This window comes from Lysinibacillus zambalensis, assembly GCF_040183165.1.
Taxonomy (GTDB): Bacteria; Bacillota; Bacilli; order Bacillales_A; family Planococcaceae; genus Lysinibacillus; species Lysinibacillus zambalensis.
Window position 1 is genome coordinate 40802 of record NZ_JBEGDG010000017.1, and the last position, 25546, is coordinate 66347.

The window sequence follows — 25546 nt, forward strand, 5'->3', positions numbered from 1 at the left end:
TTTTTTTTAACTTTTTTCAGCGGTTGTCCAATCATCCGCTGAAAAAGAGGAACCCAGTCTAAGAACGCCACGTGCTGTGGCAACGACTGAGTGACCAACTACGTGCTGTCGCTTCGCTTTCGCACATACAAAACACGTTGCTGACGCTGCGTTAGCACTACGCTTTCGCGCAAAAAACATCTATTGGCTCAAAGCCTCTGGACGCAACTGCGATACTCCAGGTTTTTTGAACGAATAAGTTGGGTATTCTAAGATTAAAACTGTTCGTTAATGATAGGGGAATTGTTATGCGTAATATTGTGGTTATTACACTTGCATCGATATTAGTCGCCTTTGCCTATAATTTTTTGTTAATTCCACATGAGATTTTAAGTGGGGGATTAAGTGGGATTGCTATCATGCTTGGTATTATTACGCCTTTAAATACAGGGGTAATAAATTTACTATTGAACTTGCCTTTACTTATTATAGGGGTCTTAAAGCTAGGGAAACGATTCATAGGATATACCATTCTTTCAGTAGTTGTTTTGTCAGCAAGTTTGTATATTATTCCAATCCATAAAGCTACCCAAGACCCAATTCTCGCCTCATTATTCGGGGGGGTTATTGTGGGCTTAGGGACGGGTATGATTTTTCGTGCGGCAGGTTCCTCGGGAGGTTTTGATATTATAGCGATGCTGTTAAGTCGCAAACGGGATTTTCCACTAGGTACATTAATCTCTGCGATGAACGGTATTGTTGTAGCTATCTCCGGATTCGTTTTTAGCTGGGATGCGGCATTGCTGACGCTCGTATCGATTTATGCCACAGGGAAGGTTGTCGACACGATTCATACGAGTCATATTAAATTGACACTGATGATTATTACGAGCAAGGGTGAGGAAGTCAAACAGCAACTACTGGAAAAGCTCCATCGAGGTGTAACTATTATGGATGCGAAAGGCGCTTATTCAGGAGAAGGGCGAAAAGTACTAATTACCGTCATTACACGCTATCAGCTTGCTGAAGTAAAAGGGTTGATAAAGGAAGCAGACGCCAAAGCCTTCGTCAATATATTGCAAACTACCGAGGTCATCGGTGTGTTTGATAGGGGGATAAAGTAAAGGATAACCTGGATTCGCATAAAAAACGGATGTCTTGCTAGAAACAAATAAATATGTATTCCTTCTACACACGTTGTGGATTATAATTAATATAATCGAACGTGTGTTTTTGTATTTGGGAGGGGTTAAATCATGAACAAAGAAACAATTCACGCATATTGCTTAAAGCTTCACGGAACAACGTATGATTACAAAGAAGAATGGCAGGCGGATCGCTATCATATTGGGGGTAAAATGTATGGGATGATGGGCGGCGATGCTACTGGTAGACCGGTACTTACGTTGAAATGTGAACCGATTCGAGCTGAAGAGTTGAGAGAAGCCTATGAAGGTATTATTCCAGGCTACTATATGAATAAAACACATTGGAATTCAATCTATATGGATGTAGATGATGTACCTATGGATTTAGTTGAAAATTTAATCCAACATTCTTATGAGCTAGTTTTAGGAAAGTTAACAAAAAAAGCTCAACAGGAAATTCACTTATTGAAAAAATGAAGTATAAATACCGGTGCGTCAAATTAAGGCCCTAGGCAAAGAAATGGGTGTAGAATCAGCGAAGAGATACTCCGATCCAGCCGATATTTAATCCACCGCCTAAAGGGAATATATGAATACCCACGCGAAAATAACACAATATATGAAATTAAAAAAGAATCTGCAAGTTTCTCCAGCTTAACCGCGGAGAAAGCAGATTCTTTTTTGTAGCTCCCATGCATACCTAGTTATACCCAAGTTCACCAAATGGCTGAAGCTTGTCGAGCCATTTTTGTTCTAGTTTTTCTAGCTCCTTTTTGGCATCGAAATAGCCCTCTTCTTTTTTCTTCAAATATTCCACAACTTCAATATCAAAAGCATCGTTGCCGAAAGTGTTGTAGTCGGCTTGTAGCTCTTTATTAGTATGTGTATTTGTTTTTAACATAAACTGAAAGCCGTTTAAGCGTTTTAAATTATTGAAGCTACCTACAAACACTTTACCATTTTGTTTATTGGTCATTGTGAAAACACCAGCTTCGATTTTTATTTCTTTATACAGTTCCTTTAATTCTTTTTTATGGTCCATAAGTAACCCTGCTTTCTTATTTTTTGATCCAGTAAGCACTGCCATCCTCTTTTCGATCCATGAAGCCGTATTCGATTAAATAGCGACGTATTTGCACATAGTCTTCATATATCGGTTGGATTATTTCGTTTAATTCTTTCTCTGAATACTGTGTTGTTTCATCGAAAATCTTTGTGATTGCACGTAGTATTACAATTTTATGCTTTTCACGTTTTGGGAAGCGGACAAGCTCCTGGCCTATGCCGTTTGGAAAGTACTTTTCAAGTAATTGCTGTTCTTCAGAAATTGTAATGTTATAACGATCGTCGACCATCGTTGCCGTTTTGTGAATAGGTACAAAGCTATCTTCCTTTTCATTCTGTTCTTTTAATAGCTCCATCATTGCAAGAAACGTTTTCGCTTGACGTTCCTTTTCTTTAAGAGTAAAGCGATGGTGACGTATCGTTGTTGCACTACCAATTTCCAGCTCTTCTTTAATTTCTTGATCGGTTTTTCCTTCATAAAATAAGCGTAAAATATGACTTTGATGATCAGTGAGTCCTGTCATTTTTTTATGAAGGCCATTTAAATAATGAAATACAGATCGATGTGCAGCGGTAATATGATGTTGCATAAATTTTTCTGCCTCGAATAGAACGCCTTCATGTGGATAAATAATACCTTTTTCAATTTTTTCGCCGCAAAGTAAACAAGTGAAGTGTGTTGCTTCATCGTTATAGCCTTTTTTTATGTCATGGATTGAAGCTTGCCAAAATAATTCATTTACATCCATTGGGAATCCTCCTGAAAAACAAACGATTAGTAGTTTTGTTTGTTTATTTATTATTAAAATAACAAATTGTTTGAATAAAATCAATAAAAAACACATCATTTTATAAACGATGTGCGAAAATGTTTATTTATTTTTCTTTTTAAAAATAATGATAGATAAAATAGCTAGCACAATAATAGTGACGAAAATAATAATAATGCTTGTTGAGGTACTTAGTATATTTCCGTGAAGGTCATAGACAATACCATACATTATTTTATAGTCCTCTACCTGTGAAGCAGGAGCACCTTCAAAAACCTTAGAAATTGAGTTGTCCATAAAGGCATTGCGTAGTAGGAGCGTTGTATGGCTGATAGGAAAATACATAATAAGATTTTGAGCAAAGGCTGGAAGTGCACCAACAGGTACATAAACACCACAAAAGAAACCGAGTGCTGTACCGACGATTGTACTAAGTGTTGAAAATGAATGTTGGGTATTAGCAAGTAATACAAGGAACAGGTTAAAAACACTGGCCAGTAACACGGATATAAATAGTAATCCTACTACTTTGATGAAAGCCTCTAAGCTCAATAGCTGACCGCCAGTTGTTGCGATAAAAATTTCACAGCCAATAAGGGCGATAAAGGAAAAGATACAGCCAATGATAAAGGCATTTAATACATAGCTAAATTGAATGGTTGCTCGCGAAATCGGAGCAGTAAGAAAATCAGCTTGTGCTTTTGATTCAAGATCCTTAACAGCAATTCCATACGCGGCAAGTGTAGTCGAAACAGCAGTCATAGAGAGTAAACCAGCGACAATCCATTCATTGACCATCGTTACCAATTCGGGAGTAGACTTTGTCATTTGTTCTATTGCATTTACTTGCGTTTTTTGAAGAAATACTGCGTAAAGGATAATGACGATAATGACGGAAAGCAGCGAGTAAAAGACTTGTGTTTTATCACGTCTAAAAACCTTGTTATTTCGTTGTACTAAGCTAAATAATACTTCCATTAAGCTGCACCTCCCTCGGCCATAATATGAAGAAAGACATCATCCATCGTACCTTTGATGACTTCAAACGAAACAATAAGCGACTCCGCTTGTTTTAATAGTGTTAAAGCATGAAGTGTCGAGTCGACTCGGATGGAGAAAATGCCTAGCTTTTCTGTATAAGAGATGGCATTGTCTTCGAGCCACTGTATCCCTTCTGAACTATTATGAAAAACAAGCGCCATTGAATCATAGGCGTATTTTGTTTTTAGAGCATCTGGTGTTCCTTCTGCAACAATTTCTCCTTCCTTTAAGACGATGACGTGATGAGCGACAGCCGCTTCTTCCATGTAATGTGTTGTTAAAAAAACAGTCATATTTGTTTCGAGTTGAAGCTGCTTAATGGCTTGCCAAACGAATTGACGCGTTTGTGGATCAAGTCCAGTTGTTGGTTCATCTAAAAACAATATTTTTGGTCGATGGATAAGGGCTCGAGCGATATCAGCACGCCTTTTTTGACCACCTGATAAAGTCCCGTATTTGCGCTTTTCAATATCAGCTAAATGCAAATATGTTGAAACGAATTGATAGTTATCGGTTAATTGTTTTTTCGATAAGCCATATGTTTTACCGCGGTGAAGTATATTTTCCTGCACCGTTAAACGTTCATCTAGTAAACTTTGCTGGAATACGACACCTATAGATTTTCGAATTTCGGCATTGTCATTGCTTGCATCAAGTGTGTAGCCATTAATGTTTACTGTACCGTTTGATTTTTTTAATAATGTACAGAGTATTTCAATGGTCGTTGATTTCCCCGCACCATTTGCACCTAAAAAGGCGAAGAGGGAACCTTGCTCAACCGTAAATGAAATACCTTTTACGGCCTGATGATTGCCATATTGCTTACATAGATTTTCAACTTGTATAGCAAAGGTCATATTGTTTATTCCTTTCTTTTTTGAATTACTTGATTGATTTTTGCAATATCACTTTTTTGAAGCACATAAATGATGCACCAAGCGATAAAGAAAATAATAGCTTCACTTATAAAAATATACGGAATGCCGGAATGTTCAAACCAACCCCCGAAATAGCCTGAAATCAACACACACAGCGTAACTGCAATTACATGTAAAATAAACTGAGCAATAAAAGGTAAACGCTCAATATCAAAGATGGTAGATAGCAAACCTATTACAGCTCCAAGGATAGCGGCGATGATAATTTGTTCAAGTAATTCCGGCCCTGATATCATAGCGTTATTAGATATGACACTTAATGTTACTAAGACGTAGGAAGAGCTAAGTGATATGAGTATTCCAATAATCATCATGCGAATAAATTTCATATTATGAGTCCCTCCCAATACCTAAGTGGTGTTTTAGTTCTTTTAAATATTTGCGACTAACATGGACGGACACATCGTTTTCTAAAATCAGTTCTGTTGTACCGATTTTACCCATTTGAATAGAGGCAATTTTATTAATGTTGACGAGTGTCGATTTGCTAACACGGGCAAAGTCTTTCGCTAATTGTGCTTCTAGCTCATATAATTTCCGCTTCGTTTCGAATTCTTGTTCCTCCGTCTGCAAAAAAACTTTTGCACCCTCTGCGTAAATGGAGTAAATATCCGAAATTTTTAGCATATGAATTTCCTGTTGAAAGTAGCCATCTAGCATTGTTGTTTGTGAAGCTTGAAGCTGCTTCATTAGGCGTTCAATTTGCTCGGTGTATTCCTTTGCATGTATATGAATCTCAGTTTCTTCTAGCTCACTATTGATTGTTAAATGAATTTTCATGGGAGGCCTCCTTTACATATCCCCGCTATGGAGAAACACTGAATCAGGTAATAATAATGTAGCATAGAAAATTTTGGCTTGGAGAAAATCTTGGATAAGAGGTTAAATTTTATCGATAACAGGTTCAATTTGAACGATATATGACTTTGCAAAAAAGTGATGAAGTAGAAAAGTAGGCAAGTTCACGGCATAATAGAATTATACAGTCATGAGGGGTTGCTTCTATGTTTATTTTTGACAAGCACATGTTTATTACTTTATGTATTGGCTTAACAGGTGCGATTTTATTTAATTTATTACATATTCCAATGCCGTGGTTACTTGGAGCAATAGCAGCAGTGCTAACTATACAGTTATCGACGAAAGTACAGTTAAAATGGCATAAATATTTCCGTAATTTTGGCTTAATTGTTGCGGGCTATTCCATTGGTTTTGCGTTTACTCCAGAAGCGGTGCAGGATATTAAACAATTTATAGGAAGTATGATTGTTTTAAACGTATTATTTATCGCTCTGTTTTTTGTTGTTAGTTATATAGTGGCCAAACGTGCGGATTTAGATTTTGCGACCGCGTTGACTTGCTGTGTACCTGGTGGCATGTCCCAGGTTGTTGCCTTTGCCGAGGAGCAAGGGGACATGGATATGGTCGTGATTACGTTTTTCCAAATATTAAGGGTTCTTATAATTGTCGGCTTTGTGCCATTAATGGTGTCAGGCGCTGGGGGAACTGCTGTAGTTGTCAACGGAGCGTATTCATGGAGCTTAATAGGATTACTTGCTGTCTGTGGAGTAGCAGGTTGGCTAGCGCAAAAGGCAAAAATTCCGACAGGCTATATGCTTGGCCCGGTGCTTTTATTAATGGGTATCAATATAGCAGGGATCGACGTGCCGAAATTGCCATTGTCACTACTTCATATTGCGCAACTAATGCTTGGGATTTACATCGGACTTTTATTGAAAAAAGACGATTTACATTTATCGAAGAAGCATGTATTTTACGCATTTGTATCGGCAGGTATTTTTATTGGCGCAGCCTATGGCTTAACATTTATTATGAAAAGTTTATACAGCCTTGATTTTAAGACAGGCTTTTTAAGTATCGTACCAGGCGGGCTTGATCAAATGGGGATTATCGCGGCTTCTGTGCATGCAAATGTCACGATCGTCACCGCATTTCAGCTGTTCCGAGTGCTGGTCATATCCGTTTTCCTCGTACCGTTTGTGAAAATGTTTGTGAAAAAAGTGAAAACGTAGGGTACGGGTGGATATCACCAGTTTATTGTATGAAAAATTTATAAAATATAAACACTGTCATGTATATAAGTTGATTGGAGTGGAGGCTGGGCGACTCCTTGGGGATCAGCAATAGAGGAACTGAGGCTAAAAGCATCACATCCTGTGATAACGCCTCCGTGACCAACATCGTGTTGGCCCGAGACCCTGGAGCGAGCAACGCGAGTGAAGCAGCTCATCGGACGCCCCCAGGAAAGCGCCCAGCTGGAACGGAAATCAACCACACGTTATGGTATCGATCCTAGTATTGTAAAGGTGTGTATCGTTGACGATTCACTGGAATGGAAGTATTCAACACCATTTTTTCAGTTATTTAATATTGAGATAAACACTGGTCGGGATATTAGCCAGCTTGATTATTTTGTCTATGCGGCTAAATTTCAACCATTTTTCCCGACTATTATGACCGTAAGTGTTATTTATATTTTTGCAGTTCTTATTTTTTTCATTTACCAACTATATCGTCAATTAGCCATTATCTTGTCAGGAATAATAAGTTGTGTAGGTATTGTTAGTAGTGGTATATTTCTTAACTCTACAACCAGTGGAGGGGATATATTCTTTTGGATTACAGCTGTCGGTGCATTAATTTTTATATGTAATACAATAAGTTTATGGTACAAGAAAAAAATACAATGTTTACGTGCGAGCACTAGTACATAAGTATTTGTACTAGTGCTCGCATTTGTTCAATCTTATAGCTACTCAATTTAATATTGAACAAAATGAGGATATGATCGTGTTAAAAGTATTTTGTGTAAGTAATGAGGCATAGCAGTATCGATAGCCTTAAAAGAAATACCGTCATATGACGGATAAAAAAAGATTGCCCATTAGATATTACCCTAATGAACAATCTTTCTAGCTGGAAAGCTTTTACCTTCACTTCAGCACATGTTATTTTGTTTGATCAGCTAGCATGAATACTAACCTGTATAGATTCCGCATTTCACTAGCACTATGTTTTAGCGTACTTCCGCTACTCGCTAATTCTTGTATTTTAGCTGTGAAAATCGCTATTTATCCAAACTCATTTAGAATTTTTTTGTTTTACATATCGTTTTATTATAAAACTTACTAAAACACTTATAAAAAGTATTAGTAATGGAATGGATTGAATATATATAAAGCCTTTAATAAATGCAAGGAACCCTCCATTGGGGTCATCTGTTGCCATAAGGCCAATAAAAAATGAAAGTGGAGCAACAACTACATTAATTGCTAAAGCGATACCAATGAAGAAAAATGAGAAACTCTTCTTTCCAACCGATATAATAATTACAACTACAATTAAAAATGCCAATCCGAAAACGAGAATTTCTGAAATATCTAAACACCTCTGCTGTTAAAATATGTATATTTAAATTAATAATTCAAAGTATTTTTCATTATATATCATTTATCTATTATTATGATATGAAAATTACTATATATTAGGCAACGCTATATAATAGTATGAATACTATCCTGGCATAGCTTCTGTGTTTTTTACTGATAATAAGTTTCGTGTGCTTCCGCTACTCGCTAATTCTTGCGTATTAGCTATGAGAATCGCTTTTATTTCAAACTCATTTATAAATGGTTTGATTGACACCTTTCATTATAAAAGTTACTACAACACATATAAAAAGTATTAGTAATGGAATGGATTGAATAAATAAAAAGCCTAGAATAAAATCAAGTAATCCTGCGCTGAGGTCATCTGTTGCCATAACGCCAAAAGCGAATGAAATTGGAGCAATAAATGCATTAATTGCTAAACCGATGAAGAGAACTAAATAACCCTTTTTTCTAACCGGTTGGATACATCCTAATACAATGAATAAAGATGCCAATACTCCTCCTAAGAGAAAATAAATTATAACTAAACACCTCTTTCCTTATCTGAACTAATAATTTAATTCAAAGTATGTTTCATTATATATCATTTTTCTATTATTATGTAAAAAAGTTACTATCGTTTTTTGTTTTCATTGTTATAAAAATGATAATAATTTCATCTTTATTAAATGATGATTTTTTATGTGTTTTTTTATAAAGAACACATTTGAAACAACTGTCTTAACCTCTGAAAATTTTTTCTTTTCCAATTTATCGGAATTATGGTATTATAAAGTTAACTATTATGAACGGAGGTGAAAAGGAATGAATAAAAACGCTACGAAGACATGTGTAAAAGTAGATACAGCTATGTATTTTGCACGTGTGATTACTTTCGATTTTGCGAACAACGGGATAGGTCTGTCCATTTTTAAGCAAAATCAAATATCAAACGTAGCGAATTAACCATTCTTTTTCACAAACTAATGAGGAAAAGACTGCTTGTTAATCGAGCAGTCTTTTTTGTGTCTAGAGATGTTTTTCGCACGTTTCTTTGGAGGAGAAAACGATGCAAATTAAGGCTGAACAAATACAAAAAATTATTGGTGGAAATGTTTTATTTGAAGGACTTCAAGTAGAAGTTAATACAGGGGAGCATGTTGCCGTTGTTGGCGCGAATGGCAGTGGAAAAACGACTTTATTACAGTTACTAGCTGGTTCGGATACACCGGATAAGGGTCGAATCATAAAAAGCAAGGAAGCAACAGTTGGGTATTTACATCAAATTCCACATTATCCTACGTACTCAGTAAGAGCAGTACTGGAGGATGCATTTGCGGAAATATATGCATTGAAGGCACACATGACAAAACTGGAGCAAGAGATGCTGTCAGCGGTAACAGATAAGGTACTCCAGCAATATGGTCATGTGCAGGAACAGTTTATGCTGCAGGGTGGCTATGAAATGGATGCGCAATTAGCCATGATTGCAAATGGCCTAGGTATTACACCATTACTTGAGCAGTCTTTTAGTAGGTTAAGCGGTGGGGAGAAAACAAAGGTGATGCTTGGGCAAATCTTGTTAAGCAATCCTTCTATTTTGCTATTAGATGAACCGACTAACCATTTAGATATGCAGGCAATTGAATGGCTAGAAAATTATGTCCGAAACTTTGTAGGAATAGTTATTGTAGTCTCACATGATCGTCAATTTATGAATCAGATGGCTCACAAAATAATTGAGATTGAGGATGGAGAGGCATTTACGTATATCGGTAATTACGATGCATTTGTAGCACAAAAAGAAGCAAAGGTTGAACAGCAGTTTGCTGAATACGAAGAACAGCAAAAGAAAATTAAAAAAATGCAGGAAACAATAAAGCGTTTAAAGCAATGGGCAAATGAAGCGAATCCGCCAAATGCAGGGCTGCATCGACGCGCCAAAAGTATGGAAAAAGCACTAGCCCGTATAGAGCGTGTGAAGAAGCCTACAACGAAAAAGAAAATGAATTTAGCTTTAACAATGGCTGAGCGTAGTGGTAAAGAGGTTGTACAAATGAAGGGCATTAGCCATGCATTTGAAAAACCATTATTTAAGGAAAGTGATTTATCGGTTTACTTCGAAGAACGACTGGCGATTGTGGGTGGCAATGGCAGTGGAAAATCAACGTTATTAAAAATGATGCTAGGTGAAGTAGAACCAAATGAAGGTGTTTGTCATGTCGGCAGTAGTGTTAAAATTGGGTACTTATCGCAACAGTTTGAGCATGGAAATCCTGCCATTCGTTTAATAGATGCCTTCCGTGAGAGCGTCTCTGTGTCAGAGGCTGAAGCACGTCATATTCTTGCTCAGTTTTTATTTTATGGTTATGACGTCTTTAAAAAAGTGAAGGATTTAAGTGGCGGAGAAAAAATGCGCTTACGTCTAGCGCAGTTAATGCATGAGGATATTAATTTATTAATACTGGATGAGCCGACCAACCATTTAGACATTGAAGCAAGAGAGGTATTGGAGGATACATTGGAATCCTTTGAAGGGACTATTATTGGAGTTTCGCATGACCGCTACTTTTTACAAAAGATTTTTACAAAAGTTGCATGGATTGAGCATGAAACGATTCAAGTGTTTGAAGGGGATTATGAATGGGCAAGACAAAAACGCCGCTTAGAAATAGTAAATGAACCAGTTATAAAAGAAGCTCCTGAAAAGATCTACGCGACTAAAAAAGAGATACCCATTGAAGAACAAATTGAAAAGCTTGAAATGAAATTAAAGGAGCCGACACTAGCTAAGGAGCAACGTCAAAAGCTTGAACAGCAGTTAGAGGATTTATATGAAAGTTGGATTGAGGGAGGAACAGAACATGCATAAAATTGAACATATCATGCAGCTAGATATTGACTATATTAAAAGTTTTAGTGAGATAGAAACATGTAATGAAGGAGTATTATTTTATAATAAGGAAATGCCAACCTATTACGACGCCAATCATGCACATATTTGGAGGAAGGTTGTCGAGCCAAATATACTTTTAAAGAACATAAAAGACTTCTATCAGTCAAAATCGCTTATCCCAAGATTGTATTTATACAACGTGGAGGAAAATCAGTCGTGTATAGAAGCATTAGAGAATTATGGCTTTCATTATGAAAGTTTTACAGATGATGTACAGTGTTGGAATGGTGAATACGTGCAATTATCTCATAATCCAGCCATTCAAATTGAACGTGTAACAGATGCCAATATGGAGGAAGCATTAGCCGTAGAAATGAGTATTGCTACATTTGGGGAGCCTGAATTAATCAAACAAGCTTTTGAGAAAACCTATCATTCTCCGCATTTTACGTATTATTTATTAAGAGTGGATGGTAAAGCTTGCTGTACTGCCAATATTTTTATCTCAGGGAATCAAGGAAGAATTGAGAGTGTGGCGACGATTGAAAGTTACCGAGGACGAGGATTGATTGGATATATTCTGCAACACATTCAGCAAGAGTCGGTAAAACAGGGATTAGAATATCTCTGGATCTTGCCAATCAATGAGCAGGTTGCAAAGGTCTATGACATGGCAAATTTCAAATCAATAGGTAAATTAAAATCGATTCATGCCTTTACTGAAGGAAAAAGCATTCATCAAATACGACAAGATGCTTAATTAGGATGAAAAATAAAAATGCTAGCATCTATCTTGGGTGATCAATTTAGGAATGTCTATTTGTGGTGCATAGCAAGAGCCACTTTTAGTTGTGCTTATTTTAGTCGTAGAATATGTCTCATACCGTGTAAGAACAGCTTGTAAAGGATAAAGTGGTAAAATCGCCCGTTTAATAAATATTGCAATCCTGAACAGTAAAGACTACTCAGAATTTTCTAACAATTGTTCGAAAGATGGATTTTTAATCTTTAAAAGTTTTTTACTTGAAAAAATAGCGTATTCGATTTATTGTCTTTAGAGATACTTGTTTAATGGACTTGGAGGATATGGAATGCACGGAATTTATATACGCTATAATGTCTCAGAAGAAACCTCAGCAGCACAATGGCCCAAAAAAATGGATGCATTTGCGTATGTTCAACGAGGGAAGCCACAACAAGACAATGACAATTTGCTGTCGATGGAAGAGCTAAAAAGCCACGCCATTCGCTATATTAAAAGCTTAAAAGACAATGCAAGTGATCATTTAGTAGAGCAACGCAACGGTGAAATTGAGCACTTTGATCGACGCTATATAGAATCCTTAAAGCTAAAGGAAAGCATCGATTCACAGCTTATTAATCTAGAAGAAATTCGTTTACTTTTACAGCTAATGAATGTTTTAAATTTATCACATGGTTTTGGAGAAAATGCTGGGAAGCTACTACGTCAAATTACGCCATATGCAAAAGAGGTTGAGCATCCAACATTCCAAACAACTCGTGTTGAGCGACATTTTTATTCAGAATTAATAGAACAAATTGAAGCTGTATATGCACGAATTATGCGTCAACACAACCCATCAACGACTGAAATGCAGCAATCAGAAAAGCTATGGACAACAGTTTGTGAGCAAGCTATAGAAAAGGTTGAATCAAGAATTGAACGCTTGTCGTCTATCAAATTAAAGCATGAGAAAAATTTGCTAGAGTTTAATCAATTAAAACAGCAAAATATCGATGCAAAGGAACGCCTAGATATTGCTGTCAATGATCTCGATGCTATTTTAAATGTATTAGAATCTTAAAGGCTTTGTTAATGTCTATATAATGCGTTTTAAGTGGGGTTAGCTATGAGCTAGCCCCACTTTTAGCCCCAGTTCCAATAGTGTGGTCAAATATGTCGGGTTGACTCAGAAGAAATACCTATATATTTAAAAGGCAGTGAACAGCAAGGAACTGATAATCCCTAGGTGAAACACATAACAATATCAAAAAGACATACTTCAATTGCGCAAATGGCAATTGAAAGTATGTCTGCTTTTAAGCAGATGAACTAGGGATGTTTGTTTTAACTTCTTTCAGCAAATGTCTTTGGTAGCGAAAGCAAAGCGTCAGCTACAAATGTCTTTTGTGCTGATCGTGAAGCTACAGGCAAAGAAGTCTACCGCCTCTATAAGTGGTGAGATGAATGTGGATTTAAGTTACTTTTCAGCGGGTGTTCAAGCACCCGCTGAAAGAAGTTAAAGTCGATTCTGGATGCAATTATGCCGAGGTATAATTGATATAACTCTAGAGCTCCGAAACTAGGCAGATTGTCCCTGTGTCTATGCCAGTTGGACCGTTAAACCCTGGAATTGTATCGATTACTGTATTTGTTTCAATATCTATGACAGACACAGTATTGTCAAGTTGATTTGTGACATAAGCAAGTGTACCATCCGGCAAGATAGTTACTTGGTCAGGAGATACTCCTACAGGGATTGTAGCAATTACCAAATTTGTTATTGTATCTATGACAGATACAGTATTATTACCTTTGTTTACAATGTAAACAAATGCTCCATCAGGCGTAATTGCTGTTCCAACAGGTCCTGTTCCAACGGGAATTATATCAACTACCGTATTTGTTGCAGTACTAATGACAGATACAGTGTTACTATTTTCATTTGTAAGGTAAGCAAATTGTCCGTTCGGTGTGATAACGATTGATCTTGGGCGAATGCCAATTCCTATAGTGATAGTAGCAACTACAGTGTTTGTAGCTGTATTTATAACGGATACTGAACTTGAGTTTTCGTTTGCAACGTAAGCAAACGCACTATCCGGAGTAAAAGCTATGCCCTGAGGTTGGAGCCCTACTGGAATAGTAGCAATTACGGTATTTGTAGCTGTACTAATGACAGATACAGAGTTAGCTCCAGCTCCATGATTTGATACATAAACAAGTGTTCCATCTGGTGAAACCGCTACACCAAGAGGTTGAAATCCTACTGGAATGGTAGTGACTACAGCATTTGTTGCAGTATTAAAAACCGTAACATTATTCGAGAAGAGAGCTGGGACATAACCAAATGCTCCATTTGGTGTAATCGCTATTTCAAGTGGAGCCGTTCCTACTGGAATGTCAGCGACTATCGTATTTGTCGCTGTATCAATTACTGATACTCTATTATCAGGAGTAGCTAACTGACCAGCGTCTGTAACGTACACTAAAAAATGACAAGGTGGAGGAATTGGCGGTTCTGGTATAAATGGTGGCTTACAACGACAAGGGCAACAAAAACCACAACAACGACAATGACAACTTGGATTTGATTTAAACTTGAACCTGAACGTTTTATTATTTTTATGTTCGTTTCTCACGATACACACCCTTCCTATCATATATTGACACTATATGCAAACAGATTTATATTGCTTGCACGTTTTACCTAAACCAAATATTTCTGTGTCGAATGGTTGGTCATATGAGTTGCCGAACATTCTTAGAAGGGTTCTTTAACCACATTAAATGTACAGAATATAAGAAAAGCATGTCTGCTGATTGGAGCTTCTAAATAAAGCTCGACCAGTGACATGCTTTTATTTTTGTAAATAGAAATCGGAGATAGTACCATAACGTGGGTTCATTTTCGTTCCGCCAGCAACAACAGTACCGAGGTTGGGCACGAAGTTCAACTAATATTATTGTAATGTTTTAGCAAAGGCATCCTAACTTTTGGTGATGAGTAAGAATATGCGATATTACCTTAATTGCCATTATCTTTTTATGGTAACACGGTTCTATTTCTAGAGAACTTTAATATTATAAGAGGTTACCTGTGTCGCAATCTACCATTCAAAATTAAGAAAATATAAAAAATTACGAAACCTTTTGCAAGCTGCATCCGTATAGTAGGTAATACAATGAAAAGGGGTGAACAACTTGACGCTATTTGGCTATTCACTCGAGCAGATCTTTTTAGTGGTATTAATTTTCGGGGGTCTTGCAACTCTTTTAATTATGTTTTTTGGTGATGCTGTCGAGGGCATTGGAGAGGGGCTACCGATTTTTAATCCAAGTGTCATTCTATCTTTCATTACGTTGATGTCAGCAACAGGGTTTATTTTAGAAAAATTAGCCTTCTTCCCTAGCGTTTGGAACATTGTTGCTGCTTGTATCATCGGAGCTATTTTAAGTGCACTATTTTATTTATTCGTTCTTGTTCCGCTACGATCGGCCGATGTTTCTTTAGCTTATACGGAAGAATCGCTTGGTGGCCAGTTAGGAAAGGTCATTGTCCCAATCCCGACAGACGGTTTTGGAGAAGTAGTTATTGAAACGACTAGCGGTATGATTTCGAAGCGAGCAACAGGTTTTGACAATGAGGCTATCGATTACGATACGACAGTACTTGTTGTAGAAGTAAAGGAAGGAACACTTTTTGTGAGATCTTATGATAAGAAATTTTTATAAAGGAGCGATATTTATATGTCAATGGAGATTTTAATTGTATTAGGGATTGTAGCCTTTGTTTTAATCGCACTAGTTGCACTGTATGTGACAAAGTATCGTACAGCGGGTCCTGATGAAGCACTGATTGTGACAGGTAGCTATCTTGGCTCAAAAAATGTACATAAAGATGAGTCAGGAAATCGTATAAAAATTATTCGTGGTGGCGGTACATTCGTATTCCCGATTTTCCAGCAAGCACAGCCGTTAAGCCTATTATCTAGTAAACTTGATGTGACTACACCTGAAGTGTATACGGAACAAGGCGTACCGGTTATGGCAGATGGAACAGCAATCATTAAAATTGGTGGTTCTATTTCTGAAATTGCTACGGCAGCAGAACAGTTTTTAGGGAAGCAAAAGGATGAGCGTGAAAATGAGGCACGTGAAGTGTTAGAAGGTCATTTACGTTCAATCTTAGGTTCAATGACGGTGGAGGAAATTTATAAAAACCGTGATAAATTCTCTCAAGAAGTACAACGTGTTGCATCTAATGACTTGGCGAAGATGGGTCTGACAATCGTTTCCTTTACGATTAAAGATGTACGCGATAAAAATGGCTACTTAGAATCGCTTGGTAAGCCACGTATTGCACAGGTTAAACGTGATGCGGATATTGCTACTGCAGATGCTGAAAAGGAAACACGTATTAAGCGTGCTGAAGCATCGAAAGAAGCACAAAAGGCAGAGCTTGAACGTGCGACTGAAATTGCAGAAGCGGAAAAAGAAAATCAATTAAAGGTAGCAGAATTCCGTCGTGAGCAAGATATCGCTAAAGCACGTGCTGACCAAGCATATGAACTTGAAACGGCTCGTGCAAAACAGGAAGTAACAGAACAAGAAATGCAAATTCGCATTATTGAACGTCAAAAGCAAATTGAATTAGAGGAAAAAGAGATTTTACGTCGTGAGAAGCAATATGATTCAGAAGTTAAGAAAAAGGCTGACGCTGATCGTTACGCTGTAGAACAAAATGCAGTTGCGGCTAAAATGCGTGAACTAGCACAGGCAGATGCGGAGAAATACCGTATTGAATCATTAGCACAAGCCGAAGCAGAGAAAATTCGTTTGGATGGTCTTGCAAAAGCGGATGCTGAGCGTGCAAAAGGGGAAACAGATGCGGATATTATTCGTCTTCGCGGTCTAGCAGAAGCCGAGGCAAAACGTAAAATTGCGGAAGCCTTCGAATACTATGGTCAAGCAGCTGTTCTTGATATGATAGTACGTATGATGCCAGAATATGCAAAAGAGCTTGCGAGACCACTTGGCAATATTGATAAGATTACTGTTGTTGATACTGGCGGTGGGGAAGGAAGCGGCGGTGCCAATAAAGTAACTGCCTACGCAACTAATTTAATGTCAACGTTACAGGAATCGTTGAAGGAAACTTCAGGGATTGACGTTAAAGAACTAATTGAAAGCTACGCAGGGAAGCATACATTACGTCCTGAATTAGAGCAAATAGCAGTAGGCTTAGGAAAGCAAGTGCAAACTACAGATCATGAAACGCAAGAAGAAATAAAAGAAACAGTTGAACAAAAATAAAATTTTAGCCGCCTGATAGTTGTAATATCGGGCGGCTATTTTTGAGAATTTTTTATTTTTCTTTCATTTGTTTCCATTCACTAGCGAGCATACCGTAAGCAACATGGTCGACATAATGATCATAAAGCCATTCTGCCGCACGAATCGTTCCCTCTTTTGTAAAGCCTAAGCGCTCAGGGATGGCACGGCTTTTTGCGTTGCCCACAGCAGCACGGATTTCGACCTTATTGAGCTGTAAATCCTCAAAAGCATATTGTAATAATGCTAGTACGGTCTGCGACATAATACCGTGCCCTTGAGCTCCTTCGCTGAGCCAATAGCCTATAGCAGCGATTTTATTGCTATGATTTATCGTGTTGAAGCCAGCGACGCCAACAATTTCACTTCGAAAAATGATAACAAGAGAAAGGCTACTTTTTGCTTCATGTCCTTTAATACAGCCCTCTATATATGCTGTTGTATCGGCTATTTCTTTTGTGAAATCTAACCATGGCAACCATTCACGTAAATATGCTCGTGATGCATCTGTTAAGGAAAAAACAGCATGAGCATCTTCTAATTCGATAGTACGTAAAGATAGTTCTGGATTAATAGTAATTTGCAATGTTATTCCCCCTTCATTATTTTAAAGCATCATGCATAAAGCCCTTCATTTCACGACTAAGAACTGTTAACTCCTCGATAATTTCACTGAAATCTTGAACGAGTTGAGCCTGTTCGTTTGTAGCGTCATTGATTTGCCCCATATTTTGCTTCAGGTTATCAAGGTTTCTATTTATATTTCTTAGGGATGCTTCAATGTTTTCAGTTGCGCTTGATGTTTCGGAAGATAGCTTTCTAACTTCCTGCGCTACGATGTTAAAACCAGCGCCATGCTGTCCAGCGCGAGCCGCCTCAATAGAAGCATTTAAGCCGAGTAAATTGGTTTGGCGAGAAATGCTTTTTATTAAATCTGTGACTTCATTTGTTTTCTCTGAATCTTCAAGGGCGTGCTGTGCTTGTTTGTTAATTTCCTCACTTGTTGCTGCCAATTCCTCTGAATGTGAGGCGATCGTATGTACTTTGTCCTGTAGGCTGTTAACGATGCTATCCATTGTTCCCATATAATCCTCGAGTTTAAGTTCATTGTCGATTGGCAGTCCAAACGCTAGAGCTCCTACGACTTTCCCGTTTTCACGGATTGGAAAAGAAAACGCATTGATGGCAACGCCGTATACATCCTCTGGTATAACAACATCAGCATTTTTTCCACTAAAGGCAATGAAAACATTTTGGTCATTAGCATTTACTTTTTGACCATCTTGATAGCCTGAATCTACACGTTTGCCAGCTAAGTATTTTATAACTGTTTCACTTTCCTTCTCAACGACAGCCACGATTGCTTCTTCCTTTAATGAAAGGTGGATATAGGGTACTGAAAGGGCTAAAGCTTCAATAATCTTCATGAAAATTCCTCCAAGTCTGTGCAACAAAAATAGTTTGGTCATCGGAGCCTAATTGCCAATGATTGCAAGATGATTACTTTCACTGTAACACAATATTTGCCAACTCAAAATAGATAAAAACTAAATTTATATGAAGAAAATGTGACTATAGTCATAGGTTGGATGTTAAATGAAATCGTGCATACAAGAGATAAATTTGTCTATTTTATGACAAACAATCGTGAATTTTGAATATTATTGTATTAGAATAATAGTAGCATTGGAAGTACGTTAAGGAGAGAGAGAAATGGATTACATTCAAAAAGGGACAAAGGCGTTTCATAAAGCAAACTGGGCTTTATTTTTAGCGGGTTTTATTACCTTCGCCAACTTATATGTGACACAGCCATTATTACCAACATTTGCGAAGGAGTTTCATGTATCACCAGCTATTGCGAGTTTAACGCTTTCTGTGACAACCTTTGCGTTATCCATCAGTATGATTATTGTTGGCTCATTATCAGAGGCATGGGGAAGGAAGTCTTTGATGACGGTTTCTATTTTTGCGGCATCTATAATTACGCTTGCCCTTGCCTTTTCTCCTAATTTTGAAACGATATTAGTGTTACGTGTTATACAGGGTATTGTTTTTGCAGGGTTGCCAGCAATTGCGATGGCTTATTTAGGGGAGGAAATGGATCCATCTAGTTTAGGTATTGCAATGGGCTTATACATAAGTGGTAATTCGGTAGGTGGGCTTAGTGGCCGAGTTATTATAGGGACATTAACGGATCTTTACAATTGGCAAGTGGGGATGGTTGTACTAGGTGTTATCAGTCTAATGATTAGTGTGTTATTTATCTGGATGCTTCCTAACTCTAAGCGTTTTACAGCTCGACCATTACAGATAAAATCATTGGCGACGTCTCTTTTACAACATTTAAAGGACCCATCCATGCTTTGTCTTTTTGGTATTGGCTTCGTATTAATGGGGAGCTTTGTGACTCTTTATAACTACATTGGTTTTAAATTGATGGCGCCCCCTTATAATCTAAGTGCTACGATTGTTGGTTGGATTTTTGTTATTTACTTAGTAGGTACTTTTAGCTCTGCTTGGTTCGGAAGTCTAGCTGATCAATATGGCCGTCTAAAGATGCTGTTATTGTCTATTGCGATCATGTTTACAGGGGCGATTTTAACATTAAATGGGCTACTTAGTTTAAAAATTTTAGGGATTACAATCTTTACATTTGGCTTCTTTGCAGCACATTCGATTGCTAGTGGCTGGGTAAGTAAGCGAGCCACTCATGATAAAGCACAAGCTTCTTCTCTCTATTTATTTTTTTATTATTTCGGTTCAAGTGTTGGAGGAACGGTTGGGGGTGTGTTTTGGATGCACTTTGGCTGGGGAGGCGTTATATGTATGATTGCGGTATTTTTAGTCATAGCATGCTTACTTTCATTTTTATTAAAGAGGATCATTACTAAACAACGCATTGTAGCAGGGCACTAGGAATCTTTTTTCTTTGTGGTGTGTTATTGAGTTTATTTCCTTCATTTACATGATCTTCATAAAAAATGATTTGTCCTAAACTATTTGATAGTATAATGAGTAGACTGGATATAAAGAGGAGTTGAAAGATATGTTTACACGTAATAAAGGATTTTCTTTTGTCTTTGCTTTGCTGGCGGCAGTTTTAGTTTTGACAGGTTGTGGAGCTGCTAAAGAAAAATCGGAAGACAATGTAGATTATTCATCAAAGGTGAAGGAAAATCCAATTGTGACGATTACGATGAACAATGATGAAAAAATCGTCATCGAATTAGAGCCTTCTACAGCGCCGAATACGGTAGCAAATTTTATTTCCTTAGCTAAAAAAGGCTTTTATGATGGTCTTATTTTCCATCGAGTTGTCCCTGATTTTATGATTCAAGGTGGAGATCCTTCAGGTAATGGTACAGGAGGACCGGACTATTCGATAGAAGGTGAGTTTACATCAAATGATTTTAAAAATGATTTAAAGCATGAACGTGGTGTCATTTCAATGGCTCGTTCAAATGATCCGAATTCTGCGGGATCTCAATTTTTCATTATGGTAAAGGATACTCCGCAACTTGATGGCGAATATGCTGCTTTTGGGAAAGTAATCGAGGGGATGGAAACAGTAGATGCTATCGCTGCTGTTGAACGAGAAGGTGAAAAACCAATAAAAGACCAACAAATGAAAAAGGTCGAAGTAGATACAAAGGGCTTTGATTACCCTGCCCCAAAGGTAATAAAATAACAGATTTATAAATCCGAAACAAAAAAGCATGAGAGATCAGTTTTGATCTTCCATGCTTCTTTGTATTTAACCCATAATGTTGTAGCCTGCGTCAATGTAAATCGTTTCGCCTGTTACACCGCGAGATAAGTGAGAAAGCATAACGATTGTCATGTCTGCTACTTCATCTTGTTGAACATTACGTTTTAAAGGAGCTGTTTCTTCGATTTTGTGTAAAATTGTATTGAAAGAAGGAACCCCTTTTGCAGCAAGTGTGCGAATCGCTCCTGCTGAGATCGCATTAACGCGAATATTATCTTTACCAATATCTGCAGCAAGATAGCGCATAGATGCCTCTAATGCAGCTTTTGCTACACCCATAACATTGTAACCATCTAGTACACGCTCTGCTCCTAAGTAACTCATTGTTACGATAGAACCGCCCTCAGTCATATAAGGATGTGCGGCCTTTGCTGCTGAAATAAGAGAATAGGCGCTAGTGTCTTGCGCAAATGCATAGCCATCACGAGTTGTATTTAAGAAGCGATTGTGTAAATCTTCTGCATTAGCAAACGCTACTGAGTGGACAATTCCATGGATTACGCCTACTTTTGTACCGATTTCTTCGAAAGCTGCTTTTGTACTCTCGTCGCTGTTGACATCACATTGTACGATCAGTGAATCGGATTGTCCGATTTTCTCTAATTGCATTTGTAATTTTTTTAATGAACGTTCTTGACGGTATGTGAAAATAACATTTGCACCTACATCAAATAAACGTTTTGCGATACCCCAAGCAATACTTCGATCGTTTGCCACGCCCATTACGACAATATTCTTATCTTTTAATTGTAATAAATTATCCATCATCTAATAAGAGCCCCTTTATTTATGTTTATGAAATAATATCTGTTATTAGTACCAACTACTAAAATCTTATCATACATAAAAAATGGTTGCAATAATAAGTTGAAAAGAGTGGCCAAATTTACATTAAAAAGTACAAAAAAATCCATCTTCATTATGTTAGAGATGAATCGTGGTATAAGCATCTGTTACTAAGTGGTTCGTTTGTGAAAAATGGCTCATCACCATAACGTTTGGTTGATTTCCGTTCCGACTGGGTGCTTTGTTGTTGCTGTCGCTACGCTTTCGCACAGATAAAACATTTGTTGCTGTCGCTACGCTATGCTACAGGGTCTCGAGCTAATAGATGTTTTTTGCGAGAAAACGTAGAGGCAATATGGCGGCAGCGTCACGATGTTGGTCATGAAGGCGTTATCACAGGATGTGATGCTCTTAGCCTGCGTTCCTCTATTGTTGATCCCTAAAGAGTTGCTCAGTCACCGCTTCAATCAACTAATACATGAGGAGATAAAATAAAGGCACCCAGTTAAGGATGCCTTTAAAGATACAATTAAACCTATTCGAATTTTAATGAGTCGCCATCGAAAGTCTCATCTGCTACTTTGATTGAGTCAGTAGGGCAGCCTTCGAAAGCATCTTGCATGTCTTCTAGTAGATCTTCTGGAACTTCAGCTGTTCCCATGTTATCATCTAAAATAACGAAGGCGATACCTTCATCATCATAATCATAAATATCTGGTGCTGCGGCTCCGCAAGCGCCACAAGCGATACATGTATCTTTATCAACAATTGTGTATTTAGCCATATTTTTTTTCTCTCCTTTTTACATGTTCCTATCAAAGCTTCATACTCATTTTAAAGATGTTTATCTTACATTTCAACATAAATACTATTAAATTGGAGGAATTTGCGTCTATGTTTCATCAAATTTTATTGCAAATCTTTCAAAAACTAAATAACGAACGAACTATTTCTGCTGCTTATCATGTATTAAGAGGAAAGCGCTCAGGCCAGACTATTCAAGACATTGGCCTATTTAAGTTACATAATTATTTTGGATTATTACCTAAGTTACCTCGGAAGACATTTGATGAAGCTGTATCATTATTTTTGCAGTATAGTTGGTTAACAATACAAGAATCTGGTCACTATTCCATGAAAAAACTAGGTTTACAGCGAGCGGAGCAGACGCCTGACTTTTTATTTGACGGATGGCACTATAGGGGTAATGAGCATGTATTTTTTGCAAGGCTCTCGTTAATTGTACAAAGTTTATCTTATCAAAGTGCTGAGGTTCGTTCATTTTCTCCTATTAGTAGGGATACGAATATTCAATCCTGGGTAAGATCTTTTTTAGTTGAGCATCACTATCAAGATGGACATTTACAGCAACAATTATTGCAGGAATGTGAACAGGTACTGTCTGTGTTACCCTTGTCAGATGCTAATAAGCAACTCGTCCTCTATCGGTTAAGTGGTCATAGATTACCAGGATGGACGTGGCAGCAGCTCGCTAGTCAACGCCAGGAAACAGTTTTAGATTGTCAATTAGCGTTTATAGAATTGCTACATACGTATTTAAATGAAATTCATCAGACAAATGAATGTCCCTTGCTCGGTAAAATAACAGGGGGATTAAGAGTAAAAGCATTATTAACCGATTCAGCGCAGCAAACAGCACATTTTTATGAGCAGGGCTATTCAATTGAACAGATTGTGCAAATAAGGAAATTAAAACAAAGTACAATTGAGGATCATTTGGTAGAATTAGCTATGAATGAACCGAACTTTTCGATTGGTCCGTTCGTCTCTTATGAAGAAGCGGAAAAAGTTTGGCAGGCATCGAAACATTATCAAACTAAAAAATTGAAAACATTGCATGAAGTAGTTGAAGGTATGAGTTATTTTCAGTTAAGGCTTGTCCTTGCGAAAGGAGAAGTATAAATGGAACTTGAACAAACGTTAGCAAAGTATTTTGGCTATACAACATTTCGTCCAGGCCAAAAAGAGGTCATTGAAGCAATTTTAGAAAAAAAAGATGTTATTGCTTTATTACCAACAGGAATGGGGAAATCACTTTGTTACCAGTTGCCAGGATATATTTTGCAGAAGCCGATTTTAATTGTTTCTCCTTTGCTTTCTCTTATGCAGGATCAAGTAGAAGAGCTAAAACGTTTTGGTGAAAAGAGGGTAGTTGCATTAAATTCATTTTTAACCGTAAGTGAAAAACGATATGCGTTACATTTCTTAGAGCAGTTTCGTTTTATCTTTACTTCGCCAGAGATGCTTTTACAGCAACAGGTTCAAGATAAGCTTTCACAAATGCAGCTAGGTCTCATCGTAGTGGACGAGGCACACTGTATTTCACAGTGGGGCTTTGATTTTAGACCAGATTATTTACGAATTGGACAATGGTTTTCACAAGTGAATCGGCCACCAGTTTTAGCTTTATCAGCGACTGCGACGAATAAAGTAGTCAATGATATACGAGAAACATTGTCATTGGATACGCCATTTGAGTTTTTGTACAATGTGGATCGGCCTAATATTCACCTTGGGCGTGTTGTATTTGAGGATAGGGCAGATAAAGTACATTGGATTATGCAACATGTTAAAGAGACTGCAGGACCGGGTATATTATATATGTCCTCGCGGAAGCGTGCTGAACAATATAGTGAGGCGCTTATACAGGCAGGTATAAGAGCTGCAGCGTATCATGCAGGCTATATTGCTGAGGACCGTCAGTTTATTCAGCAACAGTTTATTGACGGAGAGCTTGACTGGATTGTGGCTACGAATGCTTTTGGAATGGGTATCAATAAGTCTGATATTCGTCAGGTCATCCATGAAACGATGCCTGCTAATGTAGAAAATTACATGCAGGAAATTGGCCGTGCAGGGCGTGATGGTCAACCAGCGCTCGCTATATTACTATATAGTGATGGCGACGAGGAACTTGCGAAATTTGTTGTAACAGGCGATTTGCCAACAGTTGGTCATGTTGATCGTTATCAGGAACTACTAAATCAACAAGTACACCCTTCTCAAATGTTGAAAAATGGAGAACTAAGTGAGACCGCTTTTCGTGTGCTTGATTACTGGCTGCAACAAGAAACGATGGAACAAGTGAAAGTGCGTTTAAATCATTTGGCACTAGAAAAATATCATGCTGTCGATAAAATGCATAAAATGACTCAGACAAAAGACTGTATACGCACAAAATTAGTCGGGTATTTTGGGCAAAAATTGCTGAAAAAACCGGAAAACTGTTGTGAAAATTGCGGAATCCATTATGATGAAATCAATAAGGTACGCTTGGCGGAAGAGAAAAAAATAGAAATGATTCCATGGGAAAGTCGGTTAAAACAACTCTTAATGGGTTTATAGAGGCTTATCACCAAAAGTTGTGGATGACATTTGATAAACGTAGTTTCGACTGAGCGACTCCTTGGGGATCAGCGATAGGGGAACGAAGGCTAAGACCATCACATCCTTGATAACGCCTTCGCGACCAACAGCGTGCTGTCGCTTCGCTTTCGCACAAAAAACATCTGTTGGCCAGAGACCCAGGGCAAGTCTTGCGAGAGAAGCGGCTTAGCGGATGCCTTCAAGAAAGTGTCCGGTCAGAACGGATAGACTCCAAGCTTTGGTGATATGCCCTTTTTAGACTATAATTTACGGTCATTTACTTTTTTCGCAAAATT

29 protein-coding genes are annotated in these 25546 nt (G+C 37.7%); 15 read left to right on the top strand and 14 right to left on the bottom strand.

Annotated features, from left to right (window positions below):
* Positions 1-6 precede the first annotated feature (6 nt).
* The gene (locus ABNX05_RS19015) at positions 7-180 is read right to left on the bottom strand and encodes a hypothetical protein (protein WP_349661145.1); all 174 of its coding nucleotides are present in this window, start codon (positions 178-180) and stop codon (positions 7-9) included.
* 107 nt (positions 181-287) lie between these two features.
* On the opposite strand from ABNX05_RS19015, the gene ABNX05_RS19020 reads away from it, so the two are divergent.
* Positions 288-1103 carry a YitT family protein gene (locus ABNX05_RS19020; protein ID WP_349661146.1) on the top strand — a complete coding sequence of 272 codons (816 nt, stop codon included), beginning with the start codon at positions 288-290 and terminating at the stop codon, positions 1101-1103.
* Between the two features lie 132 nt (positions 1104-1235).
* Entirely contained in the window at positions 1236-1604 is a 369-nt protein-coding gene (locus ABNX05_RS19025; protein WP_349661147.1) for an MmcQ/YjbR family DNA-binding protein, read from the top strand.
* A gap of 223 nt (positions 1605-1827) precedes the next feature.
* Here the strand turns inward: ABNX05_RS19025 and ABNX05_RS19030 are convergent, their stop codons facing one another.
* The 6 genes from ABNX05_RS19030 to ABNX05_RS19055 form a co-directional block, all read right to left on the bottom strand.
* Positions 1828-2169 (bottom strand): GIY-YIG nuclease family protein, encoded by a 342-nt coding sequence (locus ABNX05_RS19030; protein ID WP_079560350.1) that lies wholly within the window; start codon positions 2167-2169, stop codon positions 1828-1830.
* A gap of 16 nt (positions 2170-2185) precedes the next feature.
* Positions 2186-2941: a DUF2087 domain-containing protein gene (locus ABNX05_RS19035; RefSeq protein ID WP_349661148.1), complete on the bottom strand. Its 756-nt coding sequence runs from the start codon at positions 2939-2941 to the stop codon at positions 2186-2188.
* 123 nt (positions 2942-3064) lie between these two features.
* Entirely contained in the window at positions 3065-3940 is an 876-nt protein-coding gene (locus tag ABNX05_RS19040; RefSeq protein ID WP_349661149.1) for an ABC transporter permease, read from the bottom strand.
* A complete protein-coding gene (locus ABNX05_RS19045) occupies positions 3940-4860 on the bottom strand; it encodes an ABC transporter ATP-binding protein (RefSeq protein WP_349661150.1) in 921 nt (306 codons plus the stop codon). The genes ABNX05_RS19040 and ABNX05_RS19045 overlap by 1 nt, the downstream gene beginning before the upstream one ends.
* 5 nt (positions 4861-4865) lie before the next feature.
* A complete protein-coding gene (locus ABNX05_RS19050; protein WP_349661151.1) occupies positions 4866-5270 on the bottom strand; it encodes a DUF3021 domain-containing protein in 405 nt (134 codons plus the stop codon).
* A gap of 1 nt (position 5271) precedes the next feature.
* On the bottom strand, positions 5272-5721 hold the full coding sequence (locus ABNX05_RS19055) for a LytTR family DNA-binding domain-containing protein (RefSeq protein ID WP_049666943.1): 450 nt from the start codon (positions 5719-5721) through the stop codon (positions 5272-5274).
* Positions 5722-5945: 224 nt separating this feature from the next.
* Between ABNX05_RS19055 and ABNX05_RS19060 the strand changes: the two genes are divergently transcribed.
* Complete coding sequence (locus ABNX05_RS19060; protein ID WP_349661152.1) at positions 5946-6974, top strand: AbrB family transcriptional regulator; 1029 nt, start codon at positions 5946-5948, stop codon at positions 6972-6974.
* Between the two features lie 204 nt (positions 6975-7178).
* Complete coding sequence (locus ABNX05_RS19065) at positions 7179-7676, top strand: DUF4306 domain-containing protein (protein ID WP_349661153.1); 498 nt, start codon at positions 7179-7181, stop codon at positions 7674-7676.
* 367 nt (positions 7677-8043) lie between these two features.
* Here the strand turns inward: ABNX05_RS19065 and ABNX05_RS19070 are convergent, their stop codons facing one another.
* Both ABNX05_RS19070 and ABNX05_RS19075 read right to left on the bottom strand, forming a co-directional pair.
* Positions 8044-8316, bottom strand: coding sequence for a hypothetical protein (locus ABNX05_RS19070; protein WP_349661154.1), 273 nt, complete (start codon positions 8314-8316; stop codon positions 8044-8046).
* A gap of 265 nt (positions 8317-8581) precedes the next feature.
* Positions 8582-8848: a hypothetical protein gene (locus ABNX05_RS19075; protein WP_349661155.1), complete on the bottom strand. Its 267-nt coding sequence runs from the start codon at positions 8846-8848 to the stop codon at positions 8582-8584.
* 310 nt (positions 8849-9158) lie between these two features.
* Between ABNX05_RS19075 and ABNX05_RS19080 the strand changes: the two genes are divergently transcribed.
* The 5 genes from ABNX05_RS19080 (at position 9159) to ABNX05_RS19100 (ending at position 13494) form a co-directional block, all read left to right on the top strand.
* Positions 9159-9299: an RAxF-45 family protein gene (locus ABNX05_RS19080; protein ID WP_166672191.1), complete on the top strand. Its 141-nt coding sequence runs from the start codon at positions 9159-9161 to the stop codon at positions 9297-9299.
* A gap of 103 nt (positions 9300-9402) precedes the next feature.
* Entirely contained in the window at positions 9403-11205 is a 1803-nt protein-coding gene (gene abc-f, locus ABNX05_RS19085) for a ribosomal protection-like ABC-F family protein (RefSeq protein WP_349661156.1), read from the top strand.
* On the top strand, positions 11198-11989 hold the full coding sequence (locus ABNX05_RS19090) for a GNAT family N-acetyltransferase (RefSeq protein WP_349661157.1): 792 nt from the start codon (positions 11198-11200) through the stop codon (positions 11987-11989). The genes abc-f and ABNX05_RS19090 overlap by 8 nt, the downstream gene beginning before the upstream one ends.
* 331 nt (positions 11990-12320) lie before the next feature.
* Complete coding sequence (locus tag ABNX05_RS19095) at positions 12321-13055, top strand: hypothetical protein (RefSeq protein WP_349661158.1); 735 nt, start codon at positions 12321-12323, stop codon at positions 13053-13055.
* Between the two features lie 280 nt (positions 13056-13335).
* Positions 13336-13494, top strand: coding sequence for a hypothetical protein (locus tag ABNX05_RS19100; RefSeq protein WP_349661159.1), 159 nt, complete (start codon positions 13336-13338; stop codon positions 13492-13494).
* Positions 13495-13539: 45 nt separating this feature from the next.
* Here ABNX05_RS19100 and ABNX05_RS19105 read toward each other — a convergent pair whose 3' ends face one another.
* Complete coding sequence (locus tag ABNX05_RS19105; RefSeq protein ID WP_349661160.1) at positions 13540-14460, bottom strand: beta-propeller fold lactonase family protein; 921 nt, start codon at positions 14458-14460, stop codon at positions 13540-13542.
* A 715-nt stretch (positions 14461-15175) separates the two neighbouring features.
* Between ABNX05_RS19105 and ABNX05_RS19110 the strand changes: the two genes are divergently transcribed.
* Both ABNX05_RS19110 and floT read left to right on the top strand, forming a co-directional pair.
* Positions 15176-15706, top strand: coding sequence for an NfeD family membrane protein (locus ABNX05_RS19110; protein WP_079559881.1), 531 nt, complete (start codon positions 15176-15178; stop codon positions 15704-15706).
* 15 nt (positions 15707-15721) lie between these two features.
* Positions 15722-17287 carry a flotillin lipid rafts scaffold protein FloT gene (gene floT, locus ABNX05_RS19115; protein WP_349661161.1) on the top strand — a complete coding sequence of 522 codons (1566 nt, stop codon included), beginning with the start codon at positions 15722-15724 and terminating at the stop codon, positions 17285-17287.
* Positions 17288-17339: 52 nt separating this feature from the next.
* Here floT and ABNX05_RS19120 read toward each other — a convergent pair whose 3' ends face one another.
* Complete coding sequence (locus tag ABNX05_RS19120) at positions 17340-17891, bottom strand: GNAT family N-acetyltransferase (RefSeq protein WP_349661162.1); 552 nt, start codon at positions 17889-17891, stop codon at positions 17340-17342.
* A gap of 16 nt (positions 17892-17907) precedes the next feature.
* Entirely contained in the window at positions 17908-18732 is an 825-nt protein-coding gene (locus tag ABNX05_RS19125; protein ID WP_349661163.1) for a methyl-accepting chemotaxis protein, read from the bottom strand.
* Between the two features lie 286 nt (positions 18733-19018).
* Here ABNX05_RS19125 and ABNX05_RS19130 point away from each other — a divergent pair, with 286 nt between their 5' ends.
* Positions 19019-20224 carry an MFS transporter gene (locus ABNX05_RS19130; RefSeq protein WP_349661164.1) on the top strand — a complete coding sequence of 402 codons (1206 nt, stop codon included), beginning with the start codon at positions 19019-19021 and terminating at the stop codon, positions 20222-20224.
* A gap of 130 nt (positions 20225-20354) precedes the next feature.
* Positions 20355-20996 carry a peptidylprolyl isomerase gene (locus ABNX05_RS19135; protein ID WP_349661165.1) on the top strand — a complete coding sequence of 214 codons (642 nt, stop codon included), beginning with the start codon at positions 20355-20357 and terminating at the stop codon, positions 20994-20996.
* Positions 20997-21062: 66 nt separating this feature from the next.
* On the opposite strand, the gene fabI is transcribed toward ABNX05_RS19135, so the two are convergent.
* On the bottom strand, positions 21063-21845 hold the full coding sequence (gene fabI / locus ABNX05_RS19140; RefSeq protein ID WP_337991027.1) for an enoyl-ACP reductase FabI: 783 nt from the start codon (positions 21843-21845) through the stop codon (positions 21063-21065).
* Between the two features lie 553 nt (positions 21846-22398).
* Complete coding sequence (locus ABNX05_RS19145; RefSeq protein WP_004232564.1) at positions 22399-22647, bottom strand: ferredoxin; 249 nt, start codon at positions 22645-22647, stop codon at positions 22399-22401.
* A 110-nt stretch (positions 22648-22757) separates the two neighbouring features.
* On the opposite strand from ABNX05_RS19145, the gene ABNX05_RS19150 reads away from it, so the two are divergent.
* Together ABNX05_RS19150 and ABNX05_RS19155 are read left to right on the top strand one after the other, a co-directional pair.
* Positions 22758-23786: a YpbB family protein gene (locus tag ABNX05_RS19150; protein ID WP_349661166.1), complete on the top strand. Its 1029-nt coding sequence runs from the start codon at positions 22758-22760 to the stop codon at positions 23784-23786.
* A complete protein-coding gene (locus ABNX05_RS19155) occupies positions 23787-25229 on the top strand; it encodes a RecQ family ATP-dependent DNA helicase (RefSeq protein ID WP_349661167.1) in 1443 nt (480 codons plus the stop codon).
* Positions 25230-25546: the final 317 nt, after the last annotated feature.